Source organism: Pusillimonas caeni (genome assembly GCF_003545815.1).
In the GTDB taxonomy this organism is placed as follows: domain Bacteria; phylum Pseudomonadota; class Gammaproteobacteria; order Burkholderiales; family Burkholderiaceae_B; genus Pusillimonas; species Pusillimonas caeni.
Genome location: NZ_PDUW01000002.1, coordinates 318,224 through 340,827, shown reverse-complemented (window position 1 = coordinate 340,827; position 22,604 = coordinate 318,224). Strand labels below are relative to the sequence as shown.

Genomic DNA, 22,604 nt, shown 5'->3' with positions numbered 1-22,604 from the left:
TTTCGCTTCTTTATTTGGCTTTCAACGCGGACAACAGCCCTTCAATGGGCTGCAGACGGAGATCCAGCTCCGCCAGCAGCACGCTGCGCATGTCCTCGCGAAACGTGTCGAGCCAGGGGCCGGGTTCGAGCTCGGGTTTCGAAGCGGCCCGCCGCAACCGCGCCTGCACCGTATTGGCGGGAGCCGCTTTCGTCTCCTGCTCCGGTCTCGGCGGTGCCGCCCTCGCCTCCAGCGAGTCCCGCGGCTTCGCCCCCCCTTGCCCCGCCATACTGGTTTCGCTTGACGTCTCCGGGACAGGCGCACCCGATGCCGAAGCCGGCTGTTGCACGATACCGCCCAGCTCAGGCTGTTTCGCCAGCCCCTCCTGGGCCAGTCGCTGGAACCGCCGCTCGAGCAAGTTCGGAATGCCGGCCAGCAGACGCAGCTCGTGCTCCACCATCGCCTGCTCCATCGCCGCATCCACCGCCGCCAACTGCGCCATCTCCGGCATTCTGGCAGAAAGCAAAGCGCGCAAACGGCCTCGCAGGGCCGCAATACTGCTTTCCATCTTCTGCTGAAGCATCGAATAGCGCCGGCGATACGATGGAAAATCCAAATCCACCAGCGACTTGGGCGCGCCGCGAAACTGCCGGCGCTGCTGAGCCGAAGCGGGCGCCGGCGGCGCCATGGCCGCCGCTACCGCCTGCTCCAGCGAATCACGCACCTTCGTGTACTCCGCGTTGGCAAACTCCACGTCATCGACCACGCCGTCGCTCGCATCGTCGTTCGTATCGGCACGAACCTCCAGATTCTTGACAGAAACCGAACTCGTGCGCCCAGCCATGCCCTTACCGGCACGATCACCCGCAGGATCCGCTGTATTGGAATCCGCATCCGATGCCGTACCAGTATGAGCGCCCGCGCGCGCCGCCGAATCCGGCGTGGCGGCATTTAGCACCGTCGACAACACGATCGACTCCGTCCACCCCAGCCATTCATCCAGCCGGACCGCAGGCGACTGCCGAGGCTCCGTCACCTCGACCTGCCCCAGACGAGAAAGCAGGCGCACGAGCGCCGGACCACTAAAGCTCGTACGCCGCGGCAGTTTTGTAACCATGCTGGCTGCGTCGAAAACGGATGATTTTACACGGGAGAGACAAGTATTACGAAGAGCGAGAACCGCGATCGGGGCACGAGGGCGAAAACAAGTTTTCCACGATTTAAACTCTCGAAAAACAAGCAAACGTTACAAAACACCCTCAACGTCCATATTTATGGTTGCATCCACCCTCGTCGCCATGCTGTGCGCACACCTGCTGTGCTTTTCAGCCATGTTCTTGCTGATTAGCCGACGCCTGCCCGGCAACAGGATGGGAATGGATTTCTTTGCCGTCGGCAACCTCTTGCTGGCGTCGGCCTATATCCTGCAGCTGGTTGAAGGCCGCCCCGCCTGGAGCGCGATGAGCGTAGTGAACCACATCCTTACGCTGGCCGCCCCGATCGCATACTGGCTTGGCGCCATGCGTTTCTTCGGGCGTCAGGTTCGATTGTGGCGTCCATTGATCGTATTTTCAGTGGCCTATGGCATTGCGCAGTTGCTGGTACAGTGGAGCGCTGGGCCCGCCGCGCGCTACGCCATGCTTGCAGCGATGGCAACCGTGCTTTTCTTTGCAATGACCCTAACCGTAATCTACGGCGTGCGCACGTTTGCAAAAGACTTGCATGGAGAGATGATTTTCTTTGCGCTTCTGATTAGTGGAATCTGTATCTTGAACGCGCTGAAATTCATGAAAATTGTGGATGACGGCCTGGACGCGCTGCAGATGGACAGCCGCTTTCAAATGATCTTCTACATCTATATGTCCAGCCTGGCTACCATCGTGCCGCCCTCCATCGTGTGGCTGGTACTGCGACGGCTGACCGACGATCTGCGCAACAGGGCCGCACGCGACCCCATGACAGACCTGCTCAATCGCAGAGGCATCTCGGAAGCCCTGCAGCGGTACTTCAAGGCTCGAAAAGCCGCGCCCGCCTACTTGCTGCTGATGGATGTCGACCACTTCAAGCAGATCAACGACACCTACGGCCACCAAGCCGGGGACGAAGTGATATGCCAGGTTGCCCACCTGCTTCGCTCTACCGTGCGCCATGGCGACCTGACAGGCCGTATTGGCGGCGAAGAGTTCGTGGCCATCTGCCTGGAAACGGACAGTGAGGACATAAGGCAACTGGCAGAACGCCTGCGTGCCGACGTTGAAAGCCAGGCGATCAAGCTTGCTGGTTCCGGTCATGTGCTGCGCTGTACCGTCACCATCGGGATTTCACCGCATTTCTATGGCGCACATGGCCTGGAAGAGGCTCTTCGCCAGGCCGATTCCGCGCTCTACAGAGGTAAAGCGGCTGGACGCAATCGGGTCGAAGCAGCCAACCTCCCGCATGGTATTTCAGTTGAGAATGCTGAATTGGCAACAGTGAATCCATAGGCATTGCCAATGCCCATATAGCCGGAGCTCAGGCATGCAGCTCCGTCCACTCTTCATTGCCTTCACGCGGCGTGACAAACAGAATGTCGATATGGGGCGTGTGCAGTTGCGCCGAATGGGAATGGCCGTGTGGAATCAGCAGGGCGTCGCCTGCGGATAGACAGTGATCTTCCAGCGTGCCATCGTTGCCGCGGACAGTCATGGTAAAGCAGCCATCCAGCACCACCAGCAGTTCGTCTCCCTTGGGGTGGCGCTCCCATGAGCCCGCTGGGCGATTGTTATGGATGCGGATCACACCGACCATTGCACCGATTTCGCCACTTAGGCCGCCGAGCAGCGAGAATGGCTTATTGTCGGGAATGGACCGGACGGCGCTGTTCAGGTTTATGGACGTAGCAATCATCAGAACCTCTGTACAAGTGTTTGTTCAGGTACAAAAATTATGCGACCATTTCCTTGTACTGCCCACTCGCATTCGGATTCGTCTATGGATACCCGCACAAGACGCCGTAAATGGCCGCGCCAGCAGCGTTCCCGCGCCACTGTAGAGGCACTGCTCGAAGCCACCGCTCAGGTTTTGGTCAAACACGATTACAAGAACGCCACTACAGGCCGCATCGCCGAGCGCGCCGGCATCAGCATCGGCTCGCTGTATCAGTATTTCCCCCACCGCGATGCGCTCATCGCTGCGCTGGTAGAGCAGCACAGTAACCGTATCGTTGAATGCGTGGGTGCAGCCCTTGAGCAGGCCCCTGACCTGGAAACCGGATTGCGGAATCTAATCCATGCGGCACTGGATACCCAACGCATTGATCCGTCTCTTCACAAGATACTGGTCGAACAGATTCCGCAAGTGGGCCGGCGGGCCGAAGTGATCGATACGCACCGCTGCCTCACCACACAGATCGAGGCTTTTCTCAAACGGCACTCCCAACGGCTCTCCCCGGACCGCTCGCCCGCCCTGGCAGCGCTGCTTATCGAGAGCGCACTAGAGTCGGCAGTCCACCGCGCCGTGCAGACAGACGCTCAATTGCTTGATGACAGCAGCTTTGGCGATGAGTTGTATGTGTTGATGGTGGGTTATGTGACGGGAAGCTCGGCGAGACTTTCTGTTGGCAAGTAAACGGCCGCAAGATCTATCACAGACTCCGTCAGTCTCCGTACTTCCCCATGTGCTAAATCCATTCACCGAGCAACCCACATAAGTCCATAGCCCCATACAGTTCACGTATTGCTAATCCCCTTCGGAGCGCATGCGTGAACAAGTACGACGCCAGCTACCGCCTGCTGTTCAGCAATCCCGCCATCGTGCGCGGGTTGTTCCAAGGTATTGTTAGAGCGCCCTGGCAGGATCTGGTCAATTGGGATCAGCTCGAACCCCTGCCCGCAGATTACATCAGCGACAAACTGCGTCAGCGGCAGGGAGACATCGTCTGGCGCCTGCCCAGGCTGGATGGACCCGATGTATTTCTATTGCTGATGATCGAGCATCAGTCCACCATCGACTTCTACATGGCGCTGCGCATCCTCACGTATCTGGGGCTGCTGTACGAGGCGTTGCTGGCACGCAAGCTGATCAAGCCTGGCGAGCCGCTACCCATGGTGCTGCCTATCGTGATCTACAGTGGCGTGCCACGCTGGAATGCCACTCTTAATGTCTCTGATCTAATCAGGGCCATTCCCCAGGGTCTGCGGCGGTTTCTACCTCAGCTGCAGTACCTGCTGGTGGATGAAGGCGCGTTGGTCGCATCGGGGAAGCTGCCCCAGAACAATCTTGCAGCGCTGCTGTTTCGGCTGGAACATAATCGCGGTCTTCACGACGTGGAAGACCTGATTCAAAAAGTGTATAACTATAGTGAGGCTGACCCTTTCGTACGGCGCGCCTTCGCCAGCTGGACGCGGTACGTTCTGCTTCCGCGCTCACTGCCCGATGTCGATATGCCGCAGATCGATGATTTACTGGAGATCAAGAACATGCTCGCTGAACATTCTCGGTCTTGGACACATCAATGGAAGATGGAAGGCCAAACCTCCATCGTGCACAACCAACTCATTCGAAAATTCGGCCCGCTGCCCGAATCTGTTCGACAGCGGCTAGAAACCGCCACGCCGGAAGACCTGCAAAAGTGGTCACTGGCCTTGCTCGAGGCCTGCTCATTGGATGAAGTGTTTGGCGGCTGATCGCCAATAAGCAAGAAAGAGGGAATCAAGCGTAAACTTCCGGCATGCTACGCATCCAAAACCTCACCAAACGCTACGGCGACCATATCGTATTCCAGGGGCTGACTCACACCTTCCAGCCTGGCTGCTTCGCGCTATGCGAAGAACATAGCACCGGGAAATCCACTCTGCTGGACATCATCGCCGGCGTTACCGCCCCCTCCGAGGGCGACATCTGGATTGATGGGCATTCGCTAACAAAAACACCCCCGCAAGCCAAAACCCGCGTAGCCTACATTCCCGACGATTGCCTGGCGTTTCCCATGATGACGGGCCGCGCCCTGCTTGACCAAGTCGCAGCGGAAAAGAACACAACTGTCGACGATGCCGCGCTCGACTTCGGCTACCGAATGGGCCTAGAACCGCACCTGAACAAGCGCTTCGAACAAATGTCAAAAGGCACGCGCCGCAAGGTGTATCTAACAGCCGCCGCTTTGGGCAACCCGGCTGTCATCGTTGCCGATGGCCCAAGCAATGGTCTGGATACGCCGGCCTGCGCGGTGCTTGCCGAACAGTTCAAGGTTTGGGGGCAAGACCGCGTCGTGCTGTTTGCCTGCCATGACCATGAATTGGTGGAGGCGTGTGGGGCGAGCATGGTTGATGTTGGGGAGCTGTGCTAAGGGCGATTAGCCTTCACATTAGGTTCTCTTAGTATTGAAACTAACGCTTGTAGAAAGGCCGTATTCGGCCAGGAACTGCTATTCGAATCGCTGCAGGGATAGGTGCCTTGACGATCTCTCCAGCGCTTCATCTTTCTGCCGATCAGATAGCTCTAAACAGCAAGGGAAGTCATTCGACACACAACATGGGACAAACCGAGAACAACAACGAGGCGGTGGTGCTTCCGACGAAGTACCCACGGGCGAAGAGAGCGGTTTGCGTTCGGATATGGCTGATCACGATACAAAGTTCTCCCGATCTTCTACAGAGCTGCTTCTGAAGCTCGAGCGGGAGCGTCGACAACGACAGCGTCGAGAGCGGCTGCGCCGCTTTATGGAGGAGAGCCGTCTGGGGTGGCTTGTGCACCCAGATCCATTCGACACGTATCATCAAACTTTGCCACTACCGACCAAGTTGGAAGCAGCCCGTGCTCGCTTCATGCGACGATTTTCGTGGTTCGTGTTGCTTCGCAAGCGCAGTGAGCGGATATATCAGCTTGGCCTTGGCGGCATTGTGATAGCGCCGCTAGCTGCGTGGATTGTGCTACACAGCAACTCGGTCTTTGCGCGAGCCTTTCCCCTCCAGCTAGGTTTCCTCTACTTCTCTGGCCTTGCATATGTGCTGGCGTGTGCCTGGGTGGCTTGGCGCTGCCCGGATCTCATTAGAGAGGTATCCGAACGGCAGGCCAATTACGACCCTGATCGTAAGCTGCACTGGCGAGCCTTGATCGAGGAAGAGATTCATGCATTAGTCTCGGTCAGAGCCTATCCAATAGAGTTAGCCTTCGACGACTTCCAGCCCAGTGAAAACTCGAGACGGGCACGGCAACTTTTCCTTGGAGGTATCGAGCCACATCAAAGTGGCTTTGGTTCGTTTGGATGCTACCGGCTCGAAGAGGCCATCATCACGTGTGCGCATGAACGAGGACTTGCGGTGTATGAAGAATCAAGAACTTGCCCTCCGTTTCTGTCGCGAATCGAGGGGCCAAGAAAGCTGATCGAGGCGCGTGAACCATACGTCGTATCATTGTCGATCCGCCAAGCCTCAGAAAAGGAGGAAGAGTTTCATCGAGAGTCCAAAACTAAGCAGTCCTTGGCAGGCAAGCCCCTGAGCAGCGAATCCAAGGGCGTGCCGCCAGGCTCCATCATTATCAACTGGCACTCCAGTGGCTTCGAATTCAAATCGGAGGCGTTTTCAGACGCGCCGCTGGCGGTGCGGCATGTCCATGGCTTGCACACTTTGTACGAGGTGATCGACGTTGAACGATTGGCCGAAACAGTAGCAAGCTGGCAAGGGAGGCAAAACCTGTTGTCACGTCTCTTCGCCAGCGGCCTCTATCTGATTGCACTGCTCGCCTTCGGTGTATTTCTGACTATGCAGAGCTGGATTGTCGTGCAAGCGGTCAGGGGCGCGATCTAGCTTGATGCCACCATACACGCGAGGACTGCTTCGGGTCTTTGCAGCGGACGATGTCGCAAGTCGGTTAGCGGCCAGTGCTCAGTCGCAAATATAGACTTCAGCGCTTAAGTTAGGCCACTGTGTAGTTCATGCTAGGGGGCTCGAACACTCTTCGTTTCCCTGGCCATTATCTCGACCAAATCCCAACTCTCCACGGGGCGGCTTAATTTGAACATTGACGATGCAATCCAAATTCAAACGTTTGTTAACGAAGTTCGAGCGAAGTAGAAAAACTTAGTGAATAAGTTTTGAGTCTGACCCTAATGTCCGCTTGGGGTTGCGGATTCAACCGGTGGATGCAACGGTCTGGTTAAATCGTTGTGCCGGTGTGTCGTAGTTTAAGGTTTTTCTCGGACGTTCATTCAGTCGCCTTGCGATAGCATTGAGCTTGGCCTGCGAGTAGTCGGACAGATCAATTCCCTTTGGCAAGTATTGCCGAACAAGGCCGTTGGTATTCTCATTTGTTCCACGCTGCCAGGGATTCTGAGGGTCGCAGAAAAACACCTTGATATCCGTAGCCAGAGTGAAGCGCTTGTGATCGGCCATCTCCTTGCCCCGATCCCAGGTGAGCGACTTATAGAGTTCACGTGGCAGTTGTCGGGCATGCTTGATCAACCCGCTGACCACCGTCTCGGTATCCTTGCCTGCTACCTTCACCAGCATGACATAGCGTGTCTGACGCTCCACCAGAGTCGCAATCTGACTGTTACTGCTGCCGAATAGCAAGTCGCCTTCCCAATGCCCTGGAACCGCGCGATCTTCTGCTGAGGCTGGCCGCTCGCTGATCGAGACAGCATCGACGATCCGGCCATGGTTATCTGTCTTCTGCGTATGGTGGCGAGAGCGGCGCATAACTCGTGTACGTCGCAAGTGTGTCAGCAACTCCTTCTTCAGTGCGCCTCGCGCCTGAATAAAGAGCGTGCGATAGATGGTTTCGTGCGACACCTGATATTCCTCGTTTCCGGGATAGGCGCACCTCAACCATCCAGCAATTTGCTCCGGTGACCACTGCAGTTGGAGCTTCTCTGCGACCAGGTGCGCTAGATCTCGATTATGTGCCAATTTACAAGTCTTAGGACGAAGTGCTCTGTCCCACGCGGTTTGATCCGCTAAGCTAGCACGATAATCCGTTGACCCGCCGTTACGATTGACTTCCCGGCTGATCGTGGAGGGCGCCCGCCTGAGCATCGTGGCAATCGAACGGACCGAATAACCCGCGATTAGGCCCCGTGAGATCTCTTCGCGCTCGCCTAAAGTCAGAGCCAGACGGGATCGGCATCTTCGCACGGGTTGTATGCCGCCAGTCTCCGCAAGAATCCGCTGGATCGATGAGTGGTTTCGATCAAACAACTGGGCGATCTGCTGAAGTGATTCGCCCTTACGCCAGCGCTCCCACATCAGCGCTTTCTGGCTTTCCGTATAGTAGATTCGAGGCCGCTGCTTCATCTGCAACACTCCTTCTGCTTATGTAGCGTCTAGTATGTTGCATCCACCGGTTGAATCCGCAGTCGATAGCAGCCAATCACAAACCCGCCATCAGTCTAGAATCGTAGCAACGAAACCACCAGCGCCTGCCCCATCTAAATAACGCAGACACCACTCCCCCCTCAAGGTCGCTCTACGATGAAAAAACTCGGATTCCTCTCCTTCGGCCACTGGACGCCCTCCCCCCAATCGCAAACGCGCTCCGCCTCGGACGCGCTTCTGCAGTCCATAGACCTCGCCGTCGCCGCCGAAGAACTCGGCTTGGACGGCGCATATTTCCGCGTTCATCACTTCGCGCGACAGCTGGCTTCGCCGTTCCCGCTTCTCGCCGCCGCGGGCGCCAAGACGAAACGCATCGAGATCGGCACCGCGGTCATCGACATGCGTTACGAGAACCCCTGCTACATGGTCGAGGATGCCGGCGCGGCGGATTTGATTGCGGGCGGACGGCTGCAATTGGGAATCAGCAGGGGCTCGCCGGAGCAAGTGATCGAGGGCTGGCGCTATTTCGGGTATCAGCCGGCCGAAGGGCAGGACGACGCCGACATGGGGCGCCAACATACCGAGGTCTTTCTCGACCTGCTGCGGGGCGAAGGCTTTGCGCAGCCGAATCCCCGGCCGATGTTTCCGAATCCGCCCGGCCTCTTGCGCCTTGAACCGCTTTCGGAAGGGCTGCGTAATCGCGTCTGGTGGGGTTCCAGCTCCAACGCCACGGCGGTTTGGGCGGCGAAGCTGGGTATGAATCTGCAAAGCTCGACGCTTAAAACCGACGAGACCGGGGAGCCGCTGCACGTGCAGCAGGCGGCGCAGATTCGAGCGTACAAGGCGGCGTGGAAAGAGGCGGGCCATAAGCGGGAGCCGCGCGTTTCGGTCAGTCGCAGCATTTTCGCGCTGGTAAACGACCTGGATCGGGCCTACTTCGGCCGTGCGGGGCAGGACGAGGACCAGGTGGGTTTCATCGACGAGAAGACGCGGGCGGTATTCGGCCGCAGCTACGCCGCCGAGCCGGATGTGCTCGTCGAGCAGTTGAAGAAGGATGAGGCCATCGCGGAGGCGGACACCCTGCTGTTGACGGTTCCGAACCAGCTCGGCGTGGACTACAACGCGCACGTCATCGAATCGATCTTGACCCACGTCGCGCCCGGGCTCGGCTGGCGCTAAAAGAAAGGGGGGAGAAGAAGCTGCTTTGGGCTTCTTCCCCGGCAGGCAGAATGGCTGGCGGCCCGAGCGCTAGACGGAAGAGTCGACCGCACGAACGCCGTCGCTCATGGTCTTCACCATGGCCTGGCACAACACGCCTCCCGAATCCGCGAGGGAATCCAATACTGAATAGTGGTCGGCACCGGCTACAGGCAGATAGCGAGCGCTGTTGCCGCAACGCTCCCATTCGCGGCGATAGTCGTTGGTCTGCCTATGGAACTCGTGGCTCTCGTCCGCACCGACCGCGAGGGCCAATTGTGCGTCTGTGCGGCGTAGATGGCCGATGGGGCTCAGGCGCAGCACCTGCTCGGGCGTCAGGCGCACCTCCATATTGAGAAAGCTGCGCCGCAAGGGCTCGAGGTTGTATAAGCCGCTGATGGACAAACCGCTTTTTATCATTCCCTCGGGCAGCCCGGCTTCGGTGCCCCGGGTCATGGCCAGGGCCACAATATGCCCGCCGGCGGAGTGGCCGGCCAGATGGATGCGGGACGGGTCCCCGCCGAACTCGGAAGCATTGTCATGCACCCAGCGGATGGCCCCATAGCATTGGTCGACCAGTTGGTCCATGGTGACGTGCGGGCACAGCGCATAGTTGGGGATTACCACGGTTGCCCCCGACTCGGCCAGGCCTTCCGCGACGAAGCTGAAGTCGGACTTGTCGCCGGAACGCCAGTAGCCGCCATGGAAGAAGATGACGATGGGCGCGCCGGCGTCTTTCTGGCGGAAGATGTCGAGCTTTTCCATTTCGGTCGGGCCATAGGAGACATCGGCGGTGCATCGTAGCCTTTCGCGGGCGGCCCGGCTGCGGGCCTGCCACTCTGTGGCCAAGGCGGGAAAGTCCTTCACGGCAAGACGCGGGTTGTATTGCAGGTCGAGTTCGGTCTGGGTGTAGGACTCGAATACAGGAAGATTGACCGTCTGTTCAAGCGAACCCTGCGCGTCGTGCGAGCCGATGGCGGGCGACGCGCCGAAAAGCCGGGCGTCGACATCGAGGCCCGACGTGATGGCATTCATTTCCGTGGAGTCGTAGCCGCGCATCGTTTCCACGCGCCCGAATCCCTGCGCGGCATACCAGATGGAAAAGCGCGACACCGTTTCGGCATCGGGCGACTCGACGATGGTGACGTAGTCGTGCCGCCCTTGTGTGTAGTAGGAACTTTCCACGGAAAGGCCCAGTTCCTGGATCTTGGCGAACGCCATCCTGGACCGGGCTTCGGAACGCAGGGCCCACTCGGGGCTGTGCTGTCCAACGAGAATGAATTTCATGGGTGCATCCTTTCAAGTCTGTAAGCGAGAACCCAGCCGCGTCAAACACCAAGGTATGCCGCGGCGATACTCTTGTCTGCGAGCAGGGAGGCGGAATCCCCCTCCCACACCACTCTTCCTTTCTCAAGCACGATGTGGCGGTCGGCGATTTGGGCAACCTTGTCCATATTCTTGTCGATCAGCAGAATCGACTGTCCCATGCCCTTCAAGGTGGACAGGCACTGCCAGATTTCCTCGCGCACGAGGGGCGCCAGCCCTTCCGTCGCCTCATCCAGGATGAGCAGCTTGGGGTTGGTCATGAGCGCGCGGCCTATGGCCAGCATCTGCTGTTCGCCGCCCGACAATTGCCAGCCCTGGTTCTTCAGGCGCCGGCCGAGATTGGGGAAAAGCGCCACGATCTTGTCTATCGTCCAGGGGTCTCGAGCCCGCCTTGGATTGCCCGCGGTGGCGATCAGGTTCTCTTTGACCGACAAGTTGGTGAAGATTCGGCGGCCTTCCGGGACCAGTCCAATGCCCAAGCGCGCAATGGCGTGGCTTTCCATCGCGCCTATATTCCTGCCGTCGAAACTCAGCTTGCCTTCGCGCTGACGAAGCATGCCGGTCAGGGCCTTGACCGTGGTCGTCTTGCCCATGCCGTTCCGGCCCAGCAATGTCACCACCTGCCCTTCTCCGATGCTGAAATCGATGCCGAACAAAACCTGGCTGCTTCCATAGCGCGCCGTAAGGCCATTGACCGTCAGGGTCACGCTTCTTCTCCCAAATAGGCTTGCCGCACCGACTCGTCGCCGCGAATCGCCTCCGGGCTTCCCGTAGCGATGACACGGCCATAGACCAGTACGCTGATCTCGTCCGCCAGCGCAAAGACAGCGCTCATGTCGTGCTCGACGAGCAGAATGGTGTATTGGCGCTTGAGCTGCTCCAGCAGTCGCGTCATCTGCACCGACTCCACCGGGCTCATGCCCGCCATCGGCTCGTCCAGCAAGAGCACGCTAGGACGCGTGGCCAGCACGATGGCCAGCTCCAGCTGGCGCCGCGCGCCGTGGGCCAGGCTTCCGGTCATTTCGTTGGACGCGTGGGCCAGCCCCACCTGCTCGAGCAGCCTATCGGCGGTGTCGACCAAGGCGGAATCCCGGCGCGCGTCGGCCCAGAATCGAAAACTATGCCCCTGGCTCGCCTGCACCGCCACCGCCACATTGTCCCGGGCTGTAAATTCCTCCAGCACCGAGGTGATCTGAAAAGATCGCGCCACGCCCCGCCGCACTCTTTCCGCCAAGCCCAGCGGTGTAATGTCCCGTCCCTGCAGCAGAATGCTGCCCGCGGTCGGCCGAAGCTCGCCCGACAACAGGGAGAGCAATGTGGTTTTGCCCGCCCCGTTGGGGCCGATGATGGCATGCAGCCTGCCGCGTTCGATCGAGAGCGAAACGTCGTCCGTGGCCAGCAGGCCTCCGAACTTCATCCTGAGCCGCTGCGTAGTCAGTATGGGGCCATTCATTTGACGCCCCTTAACGTCTGCACAATGGGCTGTCCATCGGCGGGCGTAGCGGGCGCGGGCCTCGCCCTCCGCAGGGAGCCCCGGCCGAGAAGCTTCAGGTCCAGCAAGCCATTCCGCGTTGCGACGGCAAGCAGCACCAGCAAGGGGCCGAAGACCAGATGCCAATGCTCGGAATAGCCGGATAGAAGAATCTCCAGGAAAATAAAGACGAAAGCGCCGACCACACCACCCAGCAGCGTCCCGATGCCGCCCATGATGGCCATGACGAGCAGGTCTCCCGATTTGCTCCAGTGCAGCACCGCCGGCGAAATGAACTCTTCGTGATTGGCCAGCAGCGCGCCGGCGATTCCGCATAGGGTGCCGGCTATCACGAAGGCGGTCAGCTTGTAGCGGAAGGTTTTTATGCCGATGGCCGCCATGCGTCTTTCGTTCTGACGTATGCCGTCCAGCACGATGCCGAACCGCGACCGCCCCAGGCGTCGCATGAAAAAGAGGGTCAGGACAAGAACGGCAAAGGACAAGTAGTACAGCGTCAGCCCATCGTACATATCGAGGCCCGGCAGGCTGCTGCGCTCGGCCAGCACCATTCCATCGTCTCCGCCGAATGTCGCCAGGCTGATGCTGAGAAAGTACAGGAACTGGGTGAACGCGAGCGTGATCATGATGAAGTACGCCCCCCGCACGCGCAGCGACACGATGCCCACCAGAAAAGCGAATATGGCGGAGCAGGCGGCGGCAAAGGCGAAGTGAACAAAGCCGTCGCCGATGCCGTAGAAGGACAGGATGCCGACCGCGTAGCTGCCCAAACCCAGATACGCCGCATGGCCGAAGCTGACCATGCCCCCGAAGCCGATCAAGAGATCGAGCGATACGACGGCGATGGCCAGGATGACGATACGCGAGAACAGGTCGACATAGAAGGTCTCGCCGGTATGCTGTGCAACGGCCGGCACAATGGCCAGAATAGCCAGAACCACCAGCCACGAAACAAGGCTGTACGATGCCCTCATCAAGTGGACCTCCCGGCAAACAGGCCTTCGGGTTTCAAGAACAGCACCGCCACCATCATCACGTAGACCAGCATCGAAGCCATGGCGGGCGCCGTGCTGTCGGCCACGTCGGGCGGGAAGAGACCGCCCAGGGCGATACGCATGAACGCACGGCCCAAGGTGTCCACCAGGCCCACAAGGATGGCGGCGATGAAAGCGCCGCGAACCGAACCGATGCCGCCGATGATGATCACCACGAACATCAAGATCAGGATGTTCTCGCCCATGCCGGCCTCGACGGCAAACAGCGGACTGGCCGCCACGCCCGCCAGGCCCGCCAGTATGCCGCCCAGGGCGAAGACAACGGTATAAAGGCGCCGGATGTTCACTCCCAGCGCGGCCACCATATCCCTATCGGTGGCGCCCGCGCGGATGAGCATACCGATGCGGGAGTGCTCTATGAGCACATACAGGAAGGCGGCCACGGCCAGCCCGAGCAGCGACACCGCTAGCCGATAGGCCGGATACTCCAGCCCTCCCATCAGCACGACCCTGAAGTCGAGGAACTCCGGAATCCGCGAAAACAGCGCGGAAGGACCCCATAGCCAATGCACGAGCGCGTTGAAAAACAGGATCAGGCCGAAGGTGCCCAACACCTGATGCAGGTGGTCCTTCTGATACAAATTCCTGAAGATGGCGGTGTCGAGCAGAAAAGCGACGGCGCCGCCGCACAGCACGCCGGTAAGGGCGCCATATAGAAAAGAACCGGATGCCGAGTACGCCGCGATACCCGTGTACGCGCCCAGCATGTAAAGCGAGCCGTGCGCCAGATTGATGAAGTTCATGACGCCGAACACCAAGGTCAATCCGGCGCTGAGCAGGAAAAGCATGACGCCGAATTGCACGCTGTTCAGCAGCTGCTCGAGCAGGCTTTGCGCAGTCATGGGCCGCCGTCCTTATCCGGCCAGCGGCTTCATGTCGCACTCTCCCACATAGGCATCCGGATGCGCCTCGAAGATCGTCGCCCGGCGTTGCGCAACGAACTCATCCCCTTCTTTGACGATTTCCGCCAGATAGAAGTTCTGGATGGGAAAGTGGTTGGTGTTGAACTTGAAGTCGCCGCGCACGGAGGAGAAGTCCGCTTTCTGGAGCGCCGCCGCGATGGCGGGCTTGTCGTCCAGGCGCGCACCCACGGCCCGCACCGCGCTGTCGATCAGCATGACGGCGTCGTAGGCCTGCGCCGCATACCATGAAGGCGCATAGCCATAGGCCTCCCGGAACGACGAGACGAATTTCTTGTTGGCCGCATTGTCCAGGTCCGCCGTCCAGTTGCGGCCCTCGAAGTTGCCGACCGCCGCTTCCCGCTGCGCCGGCAGGGTGACCTCGTCCTGCGAGTAGACAGAATAAACGGGGATCCTTCCTTTCAGGCCGGCCTGCTCGAACTGCTTGATGAACTGTATGCCCATGCCCCCCGGCGCAAACAGGAAGACCGCTTCAGGATTGGCATTGCGGATCTGGGTGATCTCACCGGCAAAATCCTGGTGGCCCAGGGGAAAATACACCTCGCCCGCCACCTTGCCCTTGTAATAGCGCTTGAACCCCCGCACATCGTCCTTGCCGGCGGCGTAGTTGGGCACCAGAATGAATACGTTGTCCACCTTCTTGGACTGCAGGTACTGGCCAACCGCCTCGGGGGGCTGATCATTCGAAAGCGACGTGCTGTAGAAATACGGCGAGCAGTCCTTGCCGGCCAATTGGCTGGGCCCCGCGTTGGCCCCCACGAGAAACACCTTGGACCGCTCCGTCATGGGCTGCACAGCCAGCATGATGTTGGACCAGATAACGCCTGAAATGAATTGGACGCCGTCGCGCTTGATCAGCTCGGAGACGGCCTGGCGCGCCACATCGGGTTTCTGCTGATCGTCGGCGTAGATGATGCGGGATTCGACGCCCCCTATTTTTCCGTCCAAGTGTTTATAAGCAAGGTTCGCCGCATCCTGCATATGTTTGCCGATGACGCCTCCGGCACCCGTCAAGGTCGTGACAAAACCCAGTTTCAATTGTTCCGCGGACAGCGCCGGGCCGGCGGCGCACAAACTCAGTGACAGGCACAACAATACGGCTTTTGTAGTTTTACGCATTGGATGTCTCCTTGCGATCGAGAAATTCGTACGAGAGGATGATGTCGGGGCCGGTGGTGTAGCGCAGGAAGGAAGTAAAGCTTTCGCCGAAGCTGCCCACATGCTTCGCCCCTGGCCCGCGAAACGTATAGACGCCCTCCAGCACCATCGGGTCTGCGGACGGGTTGGTCAGGGTATAGACGTGCTCTTCGCCGTCGTCCGGCACCACGGCGACGTGGCGCACCGTCTTGCCGGGCCACCCGACCCATTTGAAAAGAAAGGTCCAGCCTTTCTCGTCGCCCTGGGGCCTGCGAAGCACCTTCACCCAACCGCCATACTCTCCCTCCGCGGGCGGTGCGCCGGGAAAATAGCGGTCCCAAGGTTCCCAGTCGATTTTTGCCGTATCGACTTTGCTGTTGATGGACTTTCGCGATGGTTGCGCGCCCATGACCTCCTCCCCTCGAAAATGCCTTGAGCCGAGCCGGCGAACCATTGAACCCGGTGCCCCGGTATCCGACTCGTACTTGAAGCTTCAACATTAAGGGGCGTGCGTCTTTTCGGCTCGGGGAAATGCGCATGCCGCTATGCGTAACGCGCACGACATCGCGGCAAACACACTAGGGAAAACCCAAATCGGCCTCCGTTTACACGCGGCTGTGCGGTGATCTACAGTGAGGTGGCAATAAATACGATTTTTCCACCCGCGTGCCGTTACATCTGAGGAGTGCCTCATGGAGGAAATCGCCCTATCGGCCCATATCCCCGCCCAGCGGGGAGGCAGCCGCGCGTGGCAAGACATCGTATGCAAGATGATCCACAACGTGTCCGTCAGCAGCCCAAGCTCCTCGCCTTTCAAAGCCCATATAGCAGGCCGCCGATACGGCGGCATCAGTTGCACCCGTTTCTGGAGCACGCCGCATCAGGTATCGTGCAGCCGCGAGACCTACGCCAACTCCGGCGGCGCGGGCTATCTTTTGAGCTGGCAGCTGGAAGGCCAGGCGTTCATAGAACAGGCGGGCATGTCGATCTGCCTCGAGCCCGGCAGCCTTGCCATCGTGGACGGCCGAAGGCCGATGCGCGTCGGCTTCTCCCAGAATGTGCGGCGCATGGTGGCCTCGCTTCCCGCCCACGCCGTCGAAACCGCCCTGCCGGCACTCATTGCCGGACGCCCACTCTCTTTCACCCCGCAAGGCGCACTGGCGAATATGCTGCTGGCCTATCTCCAGGAGATTGCCGACACAGGCAGCACGATCAGCGCGCATGAATTGCCGCTGCTTGCCGAAAACCTGTGCAATCTGCTGAAGGTCAGTGCCGCGCATGCCGGTGTGGACGCGGTCGACTCCAGAGAGTTGCGGCGGCGCACCATCGAGCATCATCTACGTATCATCGCCTCCAACCCTGACGTGTCCCTGGCCGAGGCCGCATCGAGCTTGAATGTCTCGCCGCGCCTATTGCAGAAAGAATTGCAAGGCATGGACACCAGCTTCACGAAACTCATCACTGAAGAGCGCCTGTCGTCCGCCGCTTTGAAGCTGAGGGCCGCCAGTTCCCTATCGGTGTCCGACGTGGCCTACCATAGCGGCTTCAACGATATTTCGCACTTCAACAGGCTCTTCAAGAAACAGTTCGGCATCACGCCGACCGAGTATCGATTGTCGGCACAAGAGGCTGGCGACCCATGATGCCTATTTCAATGTCCACCGAAGTCGTCCCGCACGCCGATTCGAGCAACTTCTGGCGCGAGGCCATCTGTAAGGTGATCCATAGGGTCGAAGTACGCAAGCTCGCGCCACGCGATTTTGCGGCCCGCATCTCGGGAAGAGACTACGGCGCGGTAAGCAGCGCCTCTTTCTGGAGCAAGCCGCACCAGGTCTACTCGCGGCGCGAGCAGATCGGCAATGCGGGGGGCGCGGGCTATCTGCTCAGCCTGCAAATCGAAGGCGACGCCTACATCGAGCAGGAAGACGCGCGTCTGCACGTCCGTCCCGGGTGCGTGGCCATCGTCGATGCGCGCCGGCCAATGTCCATCACCTTCCCCAGCGATGTGCGGCGCATCGTGGCCAAGCTGCCGGCCGGTTCCATGGAGAAGCGGCTTCCCGTGCTCGGACGCCAGCATTCGCTGAGCTTCCTGCCGCAGCGCTTTCTAGCGCAAACGCTGCACTCTTATCTGACCGAACTGTCAGACGAAGCGGCCGAGTTTTCGTCGCCCGACGCCGAGCTCCTGGCCGAGAATATTTCGAACCTGCTGCATATCGCCCTGGAGCCGGCAGGGCTCGATCGGCTGGACTCGAGCCCGCTGCGCGAACACACGCTTCGGCGGTACCTGCGCCAGCATGCCTGCGATGCCCGGTTGACGCTGGACATGGCCGCCGCGCATTTCAGGATCTCCCGGCGCCTGCTGCAGAAAATGCTGCAAGACATGGAAACTAGCTTCACCGACATTGTCATTGCCGAACGGCTCGAACGCGCGGCATCCCTGCTGGGCTCAAGCCGGGCCGCCGTGTCGCAAGTCGCCTACCGTTGCGGCTTCAACGATGTCTCGCATTTCAACCATCTCTTCAAGCGCGCCTACGGGATGAGCCCCTCGGCCTACCGGGCCTCGACCGTCTCTCCCGCGCTGTAGATTCCGTACTTGCCCTGTGCCAGGACGCCGTTGGGATCCAGCGCGTTCTTGATCTCGCCGAACGCCTTCTGCAAGGACGGCATCATCATTCCCATGTGCAGGTCGTGATAGTCCGCCGGGGCGCGGCCGACGCCGACTCCCCGCTTGGCAAACTCATGGGCCAGCTCCCGGTAGCACGCGTCCGCCCGGGCGTTCTCGTCGGCGTCGTCCTTGTTCCACACCAATACGTGCAGGCCGCGGGCAAATCGCGCCGAGGCGACGTGCATGATGATGTAGTCCATGCCATGCCTGGCATAGATTTCGCGGCCGAGGCGATCGAGCTCCAGGGCCTGCCGGCCCACCATGGGCGTCCCGGGAAGAAACCACGAGTTGCCGCTGCCGGGCCGCCACTGCAGCATGCCCAGCTCATTGGCGCTCGGACGTCCGTTCATGGCGTCGATGGCGATATTCAGTGCCGGAATGCCCAAGGCCTCGTCATGGCTGATGTAGCGCGCCTTGCCGCCGCGCTCGAAATGCGCTTTGACGCGCTGGATGGAAGGCTCGATGGTGGCGTCGGAGGCCCCATAGAACATGCCCGACACTTGCCAAGCGCCCAGGCCGTGCTTTCGTTGCAGGGTCTTCCGGCCCTCTACCGAAAAAGCCTCTTTACTCCCTTGCAGGTATTCCCAATTCTGATCTTCCGGCGCCATGGCGTACAGATCGTTGGAAATTCGGAATAGTGTCGGAACGAAGTTTGAAAGCTTCATGGGCCGGCACAAGTCGATGATCTCCCCAATGTCTTCGTCTTCCGGAAAGACAAAATGAAATGACCGTGCGGCCGGCGGACGCGGCATGAGCCAGATGGCCGCCCGCGTGACGATGCCGAAATTCGATTGCGCGAACAGCCCGTCCAGGGCAGGCCCGAAGGAATACTTCGACACGTGCCAGTTCACCAGGTTGTCGCCTTCGAGGCTTCCATCGCCGGTGCGCACGATATCGCCATTGCCCAGCACCACCTCCATGCCGCACAACATACCGAAGTGGTCGAAGTAGGGGCCATATCCGGCGCCCCGGTCCATGGCGTTGCCCAGGATACCGCCATGAGGCGGGCCCGAGGTGGCCGACACCATCAGCTTATTGCCGCGGCGGGCCAGTTCATCGTGCAGCATTTGAAAGCTGACTCCCGGCTGCACTTCGGCGAAGCAGGTTTCTTCATTCACATCGAGAATGCGGTTCATGCGGTAGCCCAGGTCCACGATCACCTGCCCCGGCTTGACCGGCGCGCGCGAGCCCAGGCCGATATTGTTGCCGGTACTGATGGGATACAGCTGCACCCCATACTGATTGGCGGCGCGCACGATGCTTTGCACCTGCTGAGTGGACTCGGGAAACAACACGGCGGCCGGGGGGCGCTCGGCGCCCGGCAAGGTATGTTCGCCGTAGCGCTTTACCGTTTCAGGCCGCTGGTCGACCCATTCCGCGCCCAGGGCGGCCGAGGCCGCGTCGAGAAAAGCTGAAAGATTGGTAGTCATTTGTCGTCCTCGCAGTATGGTTTACCAGACGCCCAGATCGCTTTCGTCCGAGGCGCCGGTGTGTCGATGTAAATGGATCGGTGCTTCCACGGCAGGCGCCGGCTCGGAATCTCTTGCCAATGGCTCAGGCGTCTCCAGGCGCACGCCTTCCAGCGCGGGCGGAACAGGGCCTCCGTAGGCCCAATCCAGCAGTTCCACCGTATGCACGATGGGTATGCCGCTATACAGGCGGATCTGGTTGATGCAGCCTATGTTTCCGGCGGCAATGATTTGCGGCTCGACCCGTGCAATGTTGGCAGCCTTGCGTGCGCCCAGCTGCCGGGCCAGCTCAGGCTGGAACATGTTGTACGTGCCGGCCGAACCACAACAAAAATGAGCCTCGCCCACGTCCACCACGTGAAAGCCCGCTTGGCGCAGCAAGTCTCGGGGCTGCACAGTCACTTTTTGCGCATTGCGCAAAGAACAGGCATCGTGATAGGCCACTTTGTAAGGAGGCAGCAAAGCGCTGTCGGAGAGGCCCATGCTCTGCAGCCATTCGGAAATGTCCATGGCGATGTTCGACACCCGATGCGCCGCTTCGGCCAAGTCGGCATCCCCGCTGAACATGTGCCCGTAGTCCTTTACCGTGGTACCGCATCCCGACGCGTTGACGACAATCGCGTCCAAACCCTCGCCGTCCATCTCGGAGACCCAGGCCCGTATGTTGGCGGCTGCAAACTGCATGGCGGCATCGCGCTTGCCCATGTGCAGATTCAAAGAGCCGCAACAGCCCGCGGCAGCCGGGACAATGACTTCGCATCCGAGACGCGTCAAAAGCCGGATCGTCGCATCATTGATATGCGGAGACAGGACCGGCTGCACGCAGCCCGCCAGTACAGCGACACGCCAGCGTCTTTCGTTCTGGGCGGGGTAGACAGTGCAAGCAGCCAAGGAATGTGGGCTTGCCTTGGCCGCCTCTGGAATCAGCTTGGTCATGTGGCGTAGCGACGGGGGCATCAGCTTTTCGAACCGCAACGCCAAGCGTCCGGCCGCCAGCATGGCCTTGAACAGCGCGGGGCGCGGCAGGACGTAGCCGAGCACATCGCGAGGGATTCTGTCGCGCCATGGCCGCCGGTAGTTCTCCTCGATGTAGACGCGCCCGATATCCACCAGATGCATGTAATCGACCTTGACCGCGCATGTCGTCATGCACGACATGCATGATAGACATCGGTCGATGTGCCCGATGGTTTTGGGCGAAGGGCTGCCACCCTGCTCCAGCATTTCCTTGATCAAGTCGATGCGGCCCCGCGGACCGTCATTTTCATCATGCAGCAAGGTGTATGTCGGGCAGCCGGAGGTGCAGAATCCGAAGTGCTGGCATGTGCCCAGAATCTTGTCGGCTTCGGCGATCTCAGGCCGGGCCAGTTGAGTTTCCGTAAAACTGGTTTTCATCTTGAAAGCGTCGGTGTTCTATGTGCCTTCATCATCACCAATCCTCTCGCGTGGCGCTTGGAGATTGACGCTCTCTTCTTGGGGAATCGCGCAAAAACAGCCGGCAGGCAAGTTCCGCCATGAAAGCGTAGACTGAAGGCTCGACCCGTTTCCTTGCGAGCCATCACGCGAGCCGTGAAAATCAGGACTTGAACCAAACATCTCAGCAATGGCGACCCGCCTCCCCTTACTCGATGACGTTCTGCGCAGCGTCGAGCGTCGCTACCGCCTGCCGTCGGCGCCCCATTTTTCCCGGCAAGCGCTCGAAAGCAATCCCGCCGCCATCCTGGCAATCGCGATAGAAGAGGCTCGTGCAGCAACCGCCGACGGGGAAATGCCGAGCCGGACGACGAAGCGCCACTTCCTCGAATCACTCTCCCGCATAATTCGCGACGCAATGCGCGCCGAACAGGGAGATCCGGCCTTCCAGGCCATGGTGCTCCAACACCAAACCGCATACGTACGCGAGTATGCATCGCTGGCTGCGCACGCCGATAAGGACCGCCGCCTTGTCCGTGCCGCCGTCAATGCGGTGGCGCATCCGGCCAAGCAGCGGCTGGCTTCGTCGCGACGGCAAGCCGAGGCGCTGGCTCAGCTGCATGAGCTGGCGTCTTCGTCATCCTGGAAGGAGCTGGCCGAGGAGGCCCGGCAAGCAGTTGAACTGTCCGATATCGCCGACGATCCGTCGCTGGCACACGGCATCGCCCGAATACGGGATGAAGCCGCGTTGGAACGCCTGCAGCGCCTGAAAGACCTGGCGCCCGACGAACTGATTCAGCGTTATCTATCGCTGCGCGACCGGAACGGGCCGCGCTCCGGCAGCGCTGGCGCCGCCGCGCAGGGCTCGGCGTCCCGGCGGCGCGGCGCGGAAGTCGAAGCCCTGGCGACACAGGTGCTTCAAGCGCTTGCCCTGCGTTTAGGCCGAGAGGAAGGAAGCACCGACTCATACCGCGTCGTCACCTCGCTGCGAGTGCCGGCCTCCATACCAGGCAATGCCGAGCGCGCCAAAAGCGAATGGGACGTGGTGCTACTGCGCAACGCTAAAGAAAGTAGCGACAGCGTAAGCAGGGAAGGCGAGAGAAACAAGGACGTCGAGGGAGACAGAGAAAACAGGGAAGACGAGGAGAACAGCAAGGCGAGCCCCGCCTGGGACGTCCTCCTGCTGGTCGAGGCCAAAGCCTCGGTAGATGCGGCTACGACGGATCTACCGCGTTTGCTGCGCGGCCTGCGCCTGTTGTCGCAGGCCGATCGCAACACTGTTTATTCCTTCGAAACAGAGCAGGGAACCATGCGGCTGCGCGGCGCGTCGCTATGCGAATTGAATCCGGACGAGGCCGGGGTTCAGAACAATGCCAAGCTGAAGAGTACCGTGCTCTATTTCTGCGATGCGCCCGCCGAAACCACGCCTCGCCTGCTCAGCCCTGCCACCCGGATGCAGCTCTTATCTGCCCAGTCCAGCCTGGAGTTCGCCGGCAAGCTGGCGCTCGGCCAAGAAACCAGTCCGCAAGATCTGGAACCCGTCTGGCAAGAACTGCTGGAATCACCGCGTTGGCTCGCGGTGTTGCATCAGTACCAGGCGCTGCATCAAGTGCGCGAGCTAATGGTGCATGCCGACGATCTGATGGCCGCTATCCAGCCATAGACA

At 60.0% G+C, this 22,604-nt stretch carries 21 protein-coding genes and 1 pseudogene; 9 read left to right on the top strand and 13 right to left on the bottom strand.

The window, feature by feature from the left end:
- Positions 1-10: 10 nt before the first annotated feature.
- A complete protein-coding gene (locus CSC67_RS21800; protein ID WP_483414394.1) occupies positions 11-268 on the bottom strand; it encodes a DUF3348 family protein in 258 nt (85 codons plus the stop codon).
- A gap of 135 nt (positions 269-403) precedes the next feature.
- Positions 404-1,096 (bottom strand): annotated as a pseudogene (locus CSC67_RS21795) (DUF3348 family protein); the annotation flags it as partial.
- Between the two features lie 157 nt (positions 1,097-1,253).
- Between CSC67_RS21795 and CSC67_RS05280 the strand changes: the two are divergent.
- Positions 1,254-2,462 (top strand): GGDEF domain-containing protein, encoded by a 1,209-nt coding sequence (locus CSC67_RS05280; RefSeq protein ID WP_209304272.1) that lies wholly within the window; start codon positions 1,254-1,256, stop codon positions 2,460-2,462.
- Between the two features lie 28 nt (positions 2,463-2,490).
- Here the strand turns inward: CSC67_RS05280 and CSC67_RS05275 are convergent, their stop codons facing one another.
- Positions 2,491-2,865 carry a cupin domain-containing protein gene (locus CSC67_RS05275; protein ID WP_118993472.1) on the bottom strand — a complete coding sequence of 125 codons (375 nt, stop codon included), beginning with the start codon at positions 2,863-2,865 and terminating at the stop codon, positions 2,491-2,493.
- An 84-nt stretch (positions 2,866-2,949) separates the two neighbouring features.
- On the opposite strand from CSC67_RS05275, the gene CSC67_RS05270 reads away from it, so the two are divergent.
- The 4 genes from CSC67_RS05270 to CSC67_RS05250 all read left to right on the top strand — a co-directional run bounded on the left by CSC67_RS05270 (position 2,950) and on the right by CSC67_RS05250 (position 6,761).
- Positions 2,950-3,585, top strand: coding sequence for a TetR/AcrR family transcriptional regulator (locus tag CSC67_RS05270; RefSeq protein ID WP_167752761.1), 636 nt, complete (start codon positions 2,950-2,952; stop codon positions 3,583-3,585).
- Positions 3,586-3,719: 134 nt separating this feature from the next.
- A complete protein-coding gene (locus tag CSC67_RS05265; protein WP_167752760.1) occupies positions 3,720-4,643 on the top strand; it encodes an Rpn family recombination-promoting nuclease/putative transposase in 924 nt (307 codons plus the stop codon).
- 44 nt (positions 4,644-4,687) lie between these two features.
- Complete coding sequence (locus tag CSC67_RS05260; protein WP_118993469.1) at positions 4,688-5,302, top strand: ABC transporter ATP-binding protein; 615 nt, start codon at positions 4,688-4,690, stop codon at positions 5,300-5,302.
- A 268-nt stretch (positions 5,303-5,570) separates the two neighbouring features.
- A complete protein-coding gene (locus tag CSC67_RS05250) occupies positions 5,571-6,761 on the top strand; it encodes a hypothetical protein (protein WP_135227424.1) in 1,191 nt (396 codons plus the stop codon).
- A 324-nt stretch (positions 6,762-7,085) separates the two neighbouring features.
- Here CSC67_RS05250 and CSC67_RS05245 read toward each other — a convergent pair whose 3' ends face one another.
- Positions 7,086-8,246, bottom strand: a complete 1,161-nt coding sequence (locus CSC67_RS05245; protein ID WP_118993466.1) for an IS30 family transposase — start codon at positions 8,244-8,246, stop codon at positions 7,086-7,088.
- Between the two features lie 177 nt (positions 8,247-8,423).
- Between CSC67_RS05245 and CSC67_RS05240 the strand changes: the two genes are divergently transcribed.
- Entirely contained in the window at positions 8,424-9,446 is a 1,023-nt protein-coding gene (locus CSC67_RS05240; protein WP_118993465.1) for an LLM class flavin-dependent oxidoreductase, read from the top strand.
- Positions 9,447-9,515: 69 nt separating this feature from the next.
- On the opposite strand, the gene CSC67_RS05235 is transcribed toward CSC67_RS05240, so the two are convergent.
- Genes CSC67_RS05235 through CSC67_RS05205 form a run of 7 tightly spaced genes read right to left on the bottom strand, consistent with a single transcriptional unit; the run spans position 9,516 to position 15,800 of the window.
- The gene (locus CSC67_RS05235; protein ID WP_118993464.1) at positions 9,516-10,751 is read right to left on the bottom strand and encodes an alpha/beta fold hydrolase; all 1,236 of its coding nucleotides are present in this window, start codon (positions 10,749-10,751) and stop codon (positions 9,516-9,518) included.
- 41 nt (positions 10,752-10,792) lie between these two features.
- Positions 10,793-11,497, bottom strand: coding sequence for an ABC transporter ATP-binding protein (locus CSC67_RS05230; protein WP_118993463.1), 705 nt, complete (start codon positions 11,495-11,497; stop codon positions 10,793-10,795).
- A complete protein-coding gene (locus tag CSC67_RS05225; RefSeq protein WP_118993462.1) occupies positions 11,494-12,243 on the bottom strand; it encodes an ABC transporter ATP-binding protein in 750 nt (249 codons plus the stop codon). The genes CSC67_RS05230 and CSC67_RS05225 overlap by 4 nt, the downstream gene beginning before the upstream one ends.
- On the bottom strand, positions 12,240-13,253 hold the full coding sequence (locus CSC67_RS05220) for a branched-chain amino acid ABC transporter permease (RefSeq protein WP_118993461.1): 1,014 nt from the start codon (positions 13,251-13,253) through the stop codon (positions 12,240-12,242). Before CSC67_RS05220 ends, CSC67_RS05225 begins: the two co-directional genes overlap by 4 nt.
- Positions 13,253-14,176, bottom strand: a complete 924-nt coding sequence (locus tag CSC67_RS05215) for a branched-chain amino acid ABC transporter permease (protein WP_118993460.1) — start codon at positions 14,174-14,176, stop codon at positions 13,253-13,255. The genes CSC67_RS05220 and CSC67_RS05215 overlap by 1 nt, the downstream gene beginning before the upstream one ends.
- Before the next feature lie 12 nt (positions 14,177-14,188).
- Positions 14,189-15,373, bottom strand: a complete 1,185-nt coding sequence (locus tag CSC67_RS05210; protein ID WP_118993459.1) for an ABC transporter substrate-binding protein — start codon at positions 15,371-15,373, stop codon at positions 14,189-14,191.
- A complete protein-coding gene (locus CSC67_RS05205) occupies positions 15,366-15,800 on the bottom strand; it encodes a hypothetical protein (protein WP_118993458.1) in 435 nt (144 codons plus the stop codon). Before CSC67_RS05205 ends, CSC67_RS05210 begins: the two co-directional genes overlap by 8 nt.
- A gap of 283 nt (positions 15,801-16,083) precedes the next feature.
- Here CSC67_RS05205 and CSC67_RS05200 point away from each other — a divergent pair, with 283 nt between their 5' ends.
- Both CSC67_RS05200 and CSC67_RS05195 read left to right on the top strand, forming a co-directional pair.
- Positions 16,084-17,034, top strand: coding sequence for a helix-turn-helix domain-containing protein (locus CSC67_RS05200; RefSeq protein ID WP_118993457.1), 951 nt, complete (start codon positions 16,084-16,086; stop codon positions 17,032-17,034).
- Positions 17,031-17,975 carry an AraC-like ligand-binding domain-containing protein gene (locus CSC67_RS05195; RefSeq protein WP_118993456.1) on the top strand — a complete coding sequence of 315 codons (945 nt, stop codon included), beginning with the start codon at positions 17,031-17,033 and terminating at the stop codon, positions 17,973-17,975. The genes CSC67_RS05200 and CSC67_RS05195 overlap by 4 nt, the downstream gene beginning before the upstream one ends.
- Here the strand turns inward: CSC67_RS05195 and CSC67_RS05190 are convergent.
- Together CSC67_RS05190 and glcF are read right to left on the bottom strand one after the other, a co-directional pair.
- On the bottom strand, positions 17,942-19,486 hold the full coding sequence (locus CSC67_RS05190) for an FAD-binding oxidoreductase (protein ID WP_118993455.1): 1,545 nt from the start codon (positions 19,484-19,486) through the stop codon (positions 17,942-17,944). The two genes, CSC67_RS05195 and CSC67_RS05190, sit on opposite strands and share 34 nt — an antisense overlap.
- A 21-nt stretch (positions 19,487-19,507) precedes the next feature.
- Positions 19,508-20,920 carry a glycolate oxidase subunit GlcF gene (glcF, locus tag CSC67_RS05185; RefSeq protein ID WP_118993454.1) on the bottom strand — a complete coding sequence of 471 codons (1,413 nt, stop codon included), beginning with the start codon at positions 20,918-20,920 and terminating at the stop codon, positions 19,508-19,510.
- 208 nt (positions 20,921-21,128) lie between these two features.
- Between glcF and CSC67_RS05180 the strand changes: the two genes are divergently transcribed.
- Entirely contained in the window at positions 21,129-22,601 is a 1,473-nt protein-coding gene (locus CSC67_RS05180) for a 3-deoxy-D-arabino-heptulosonate 7-phosphate synthase (protein ID WP_118993453.1), read from the top strand.
- Positions 22,602-22,604 lie beyond the last annotated feature (3 nt).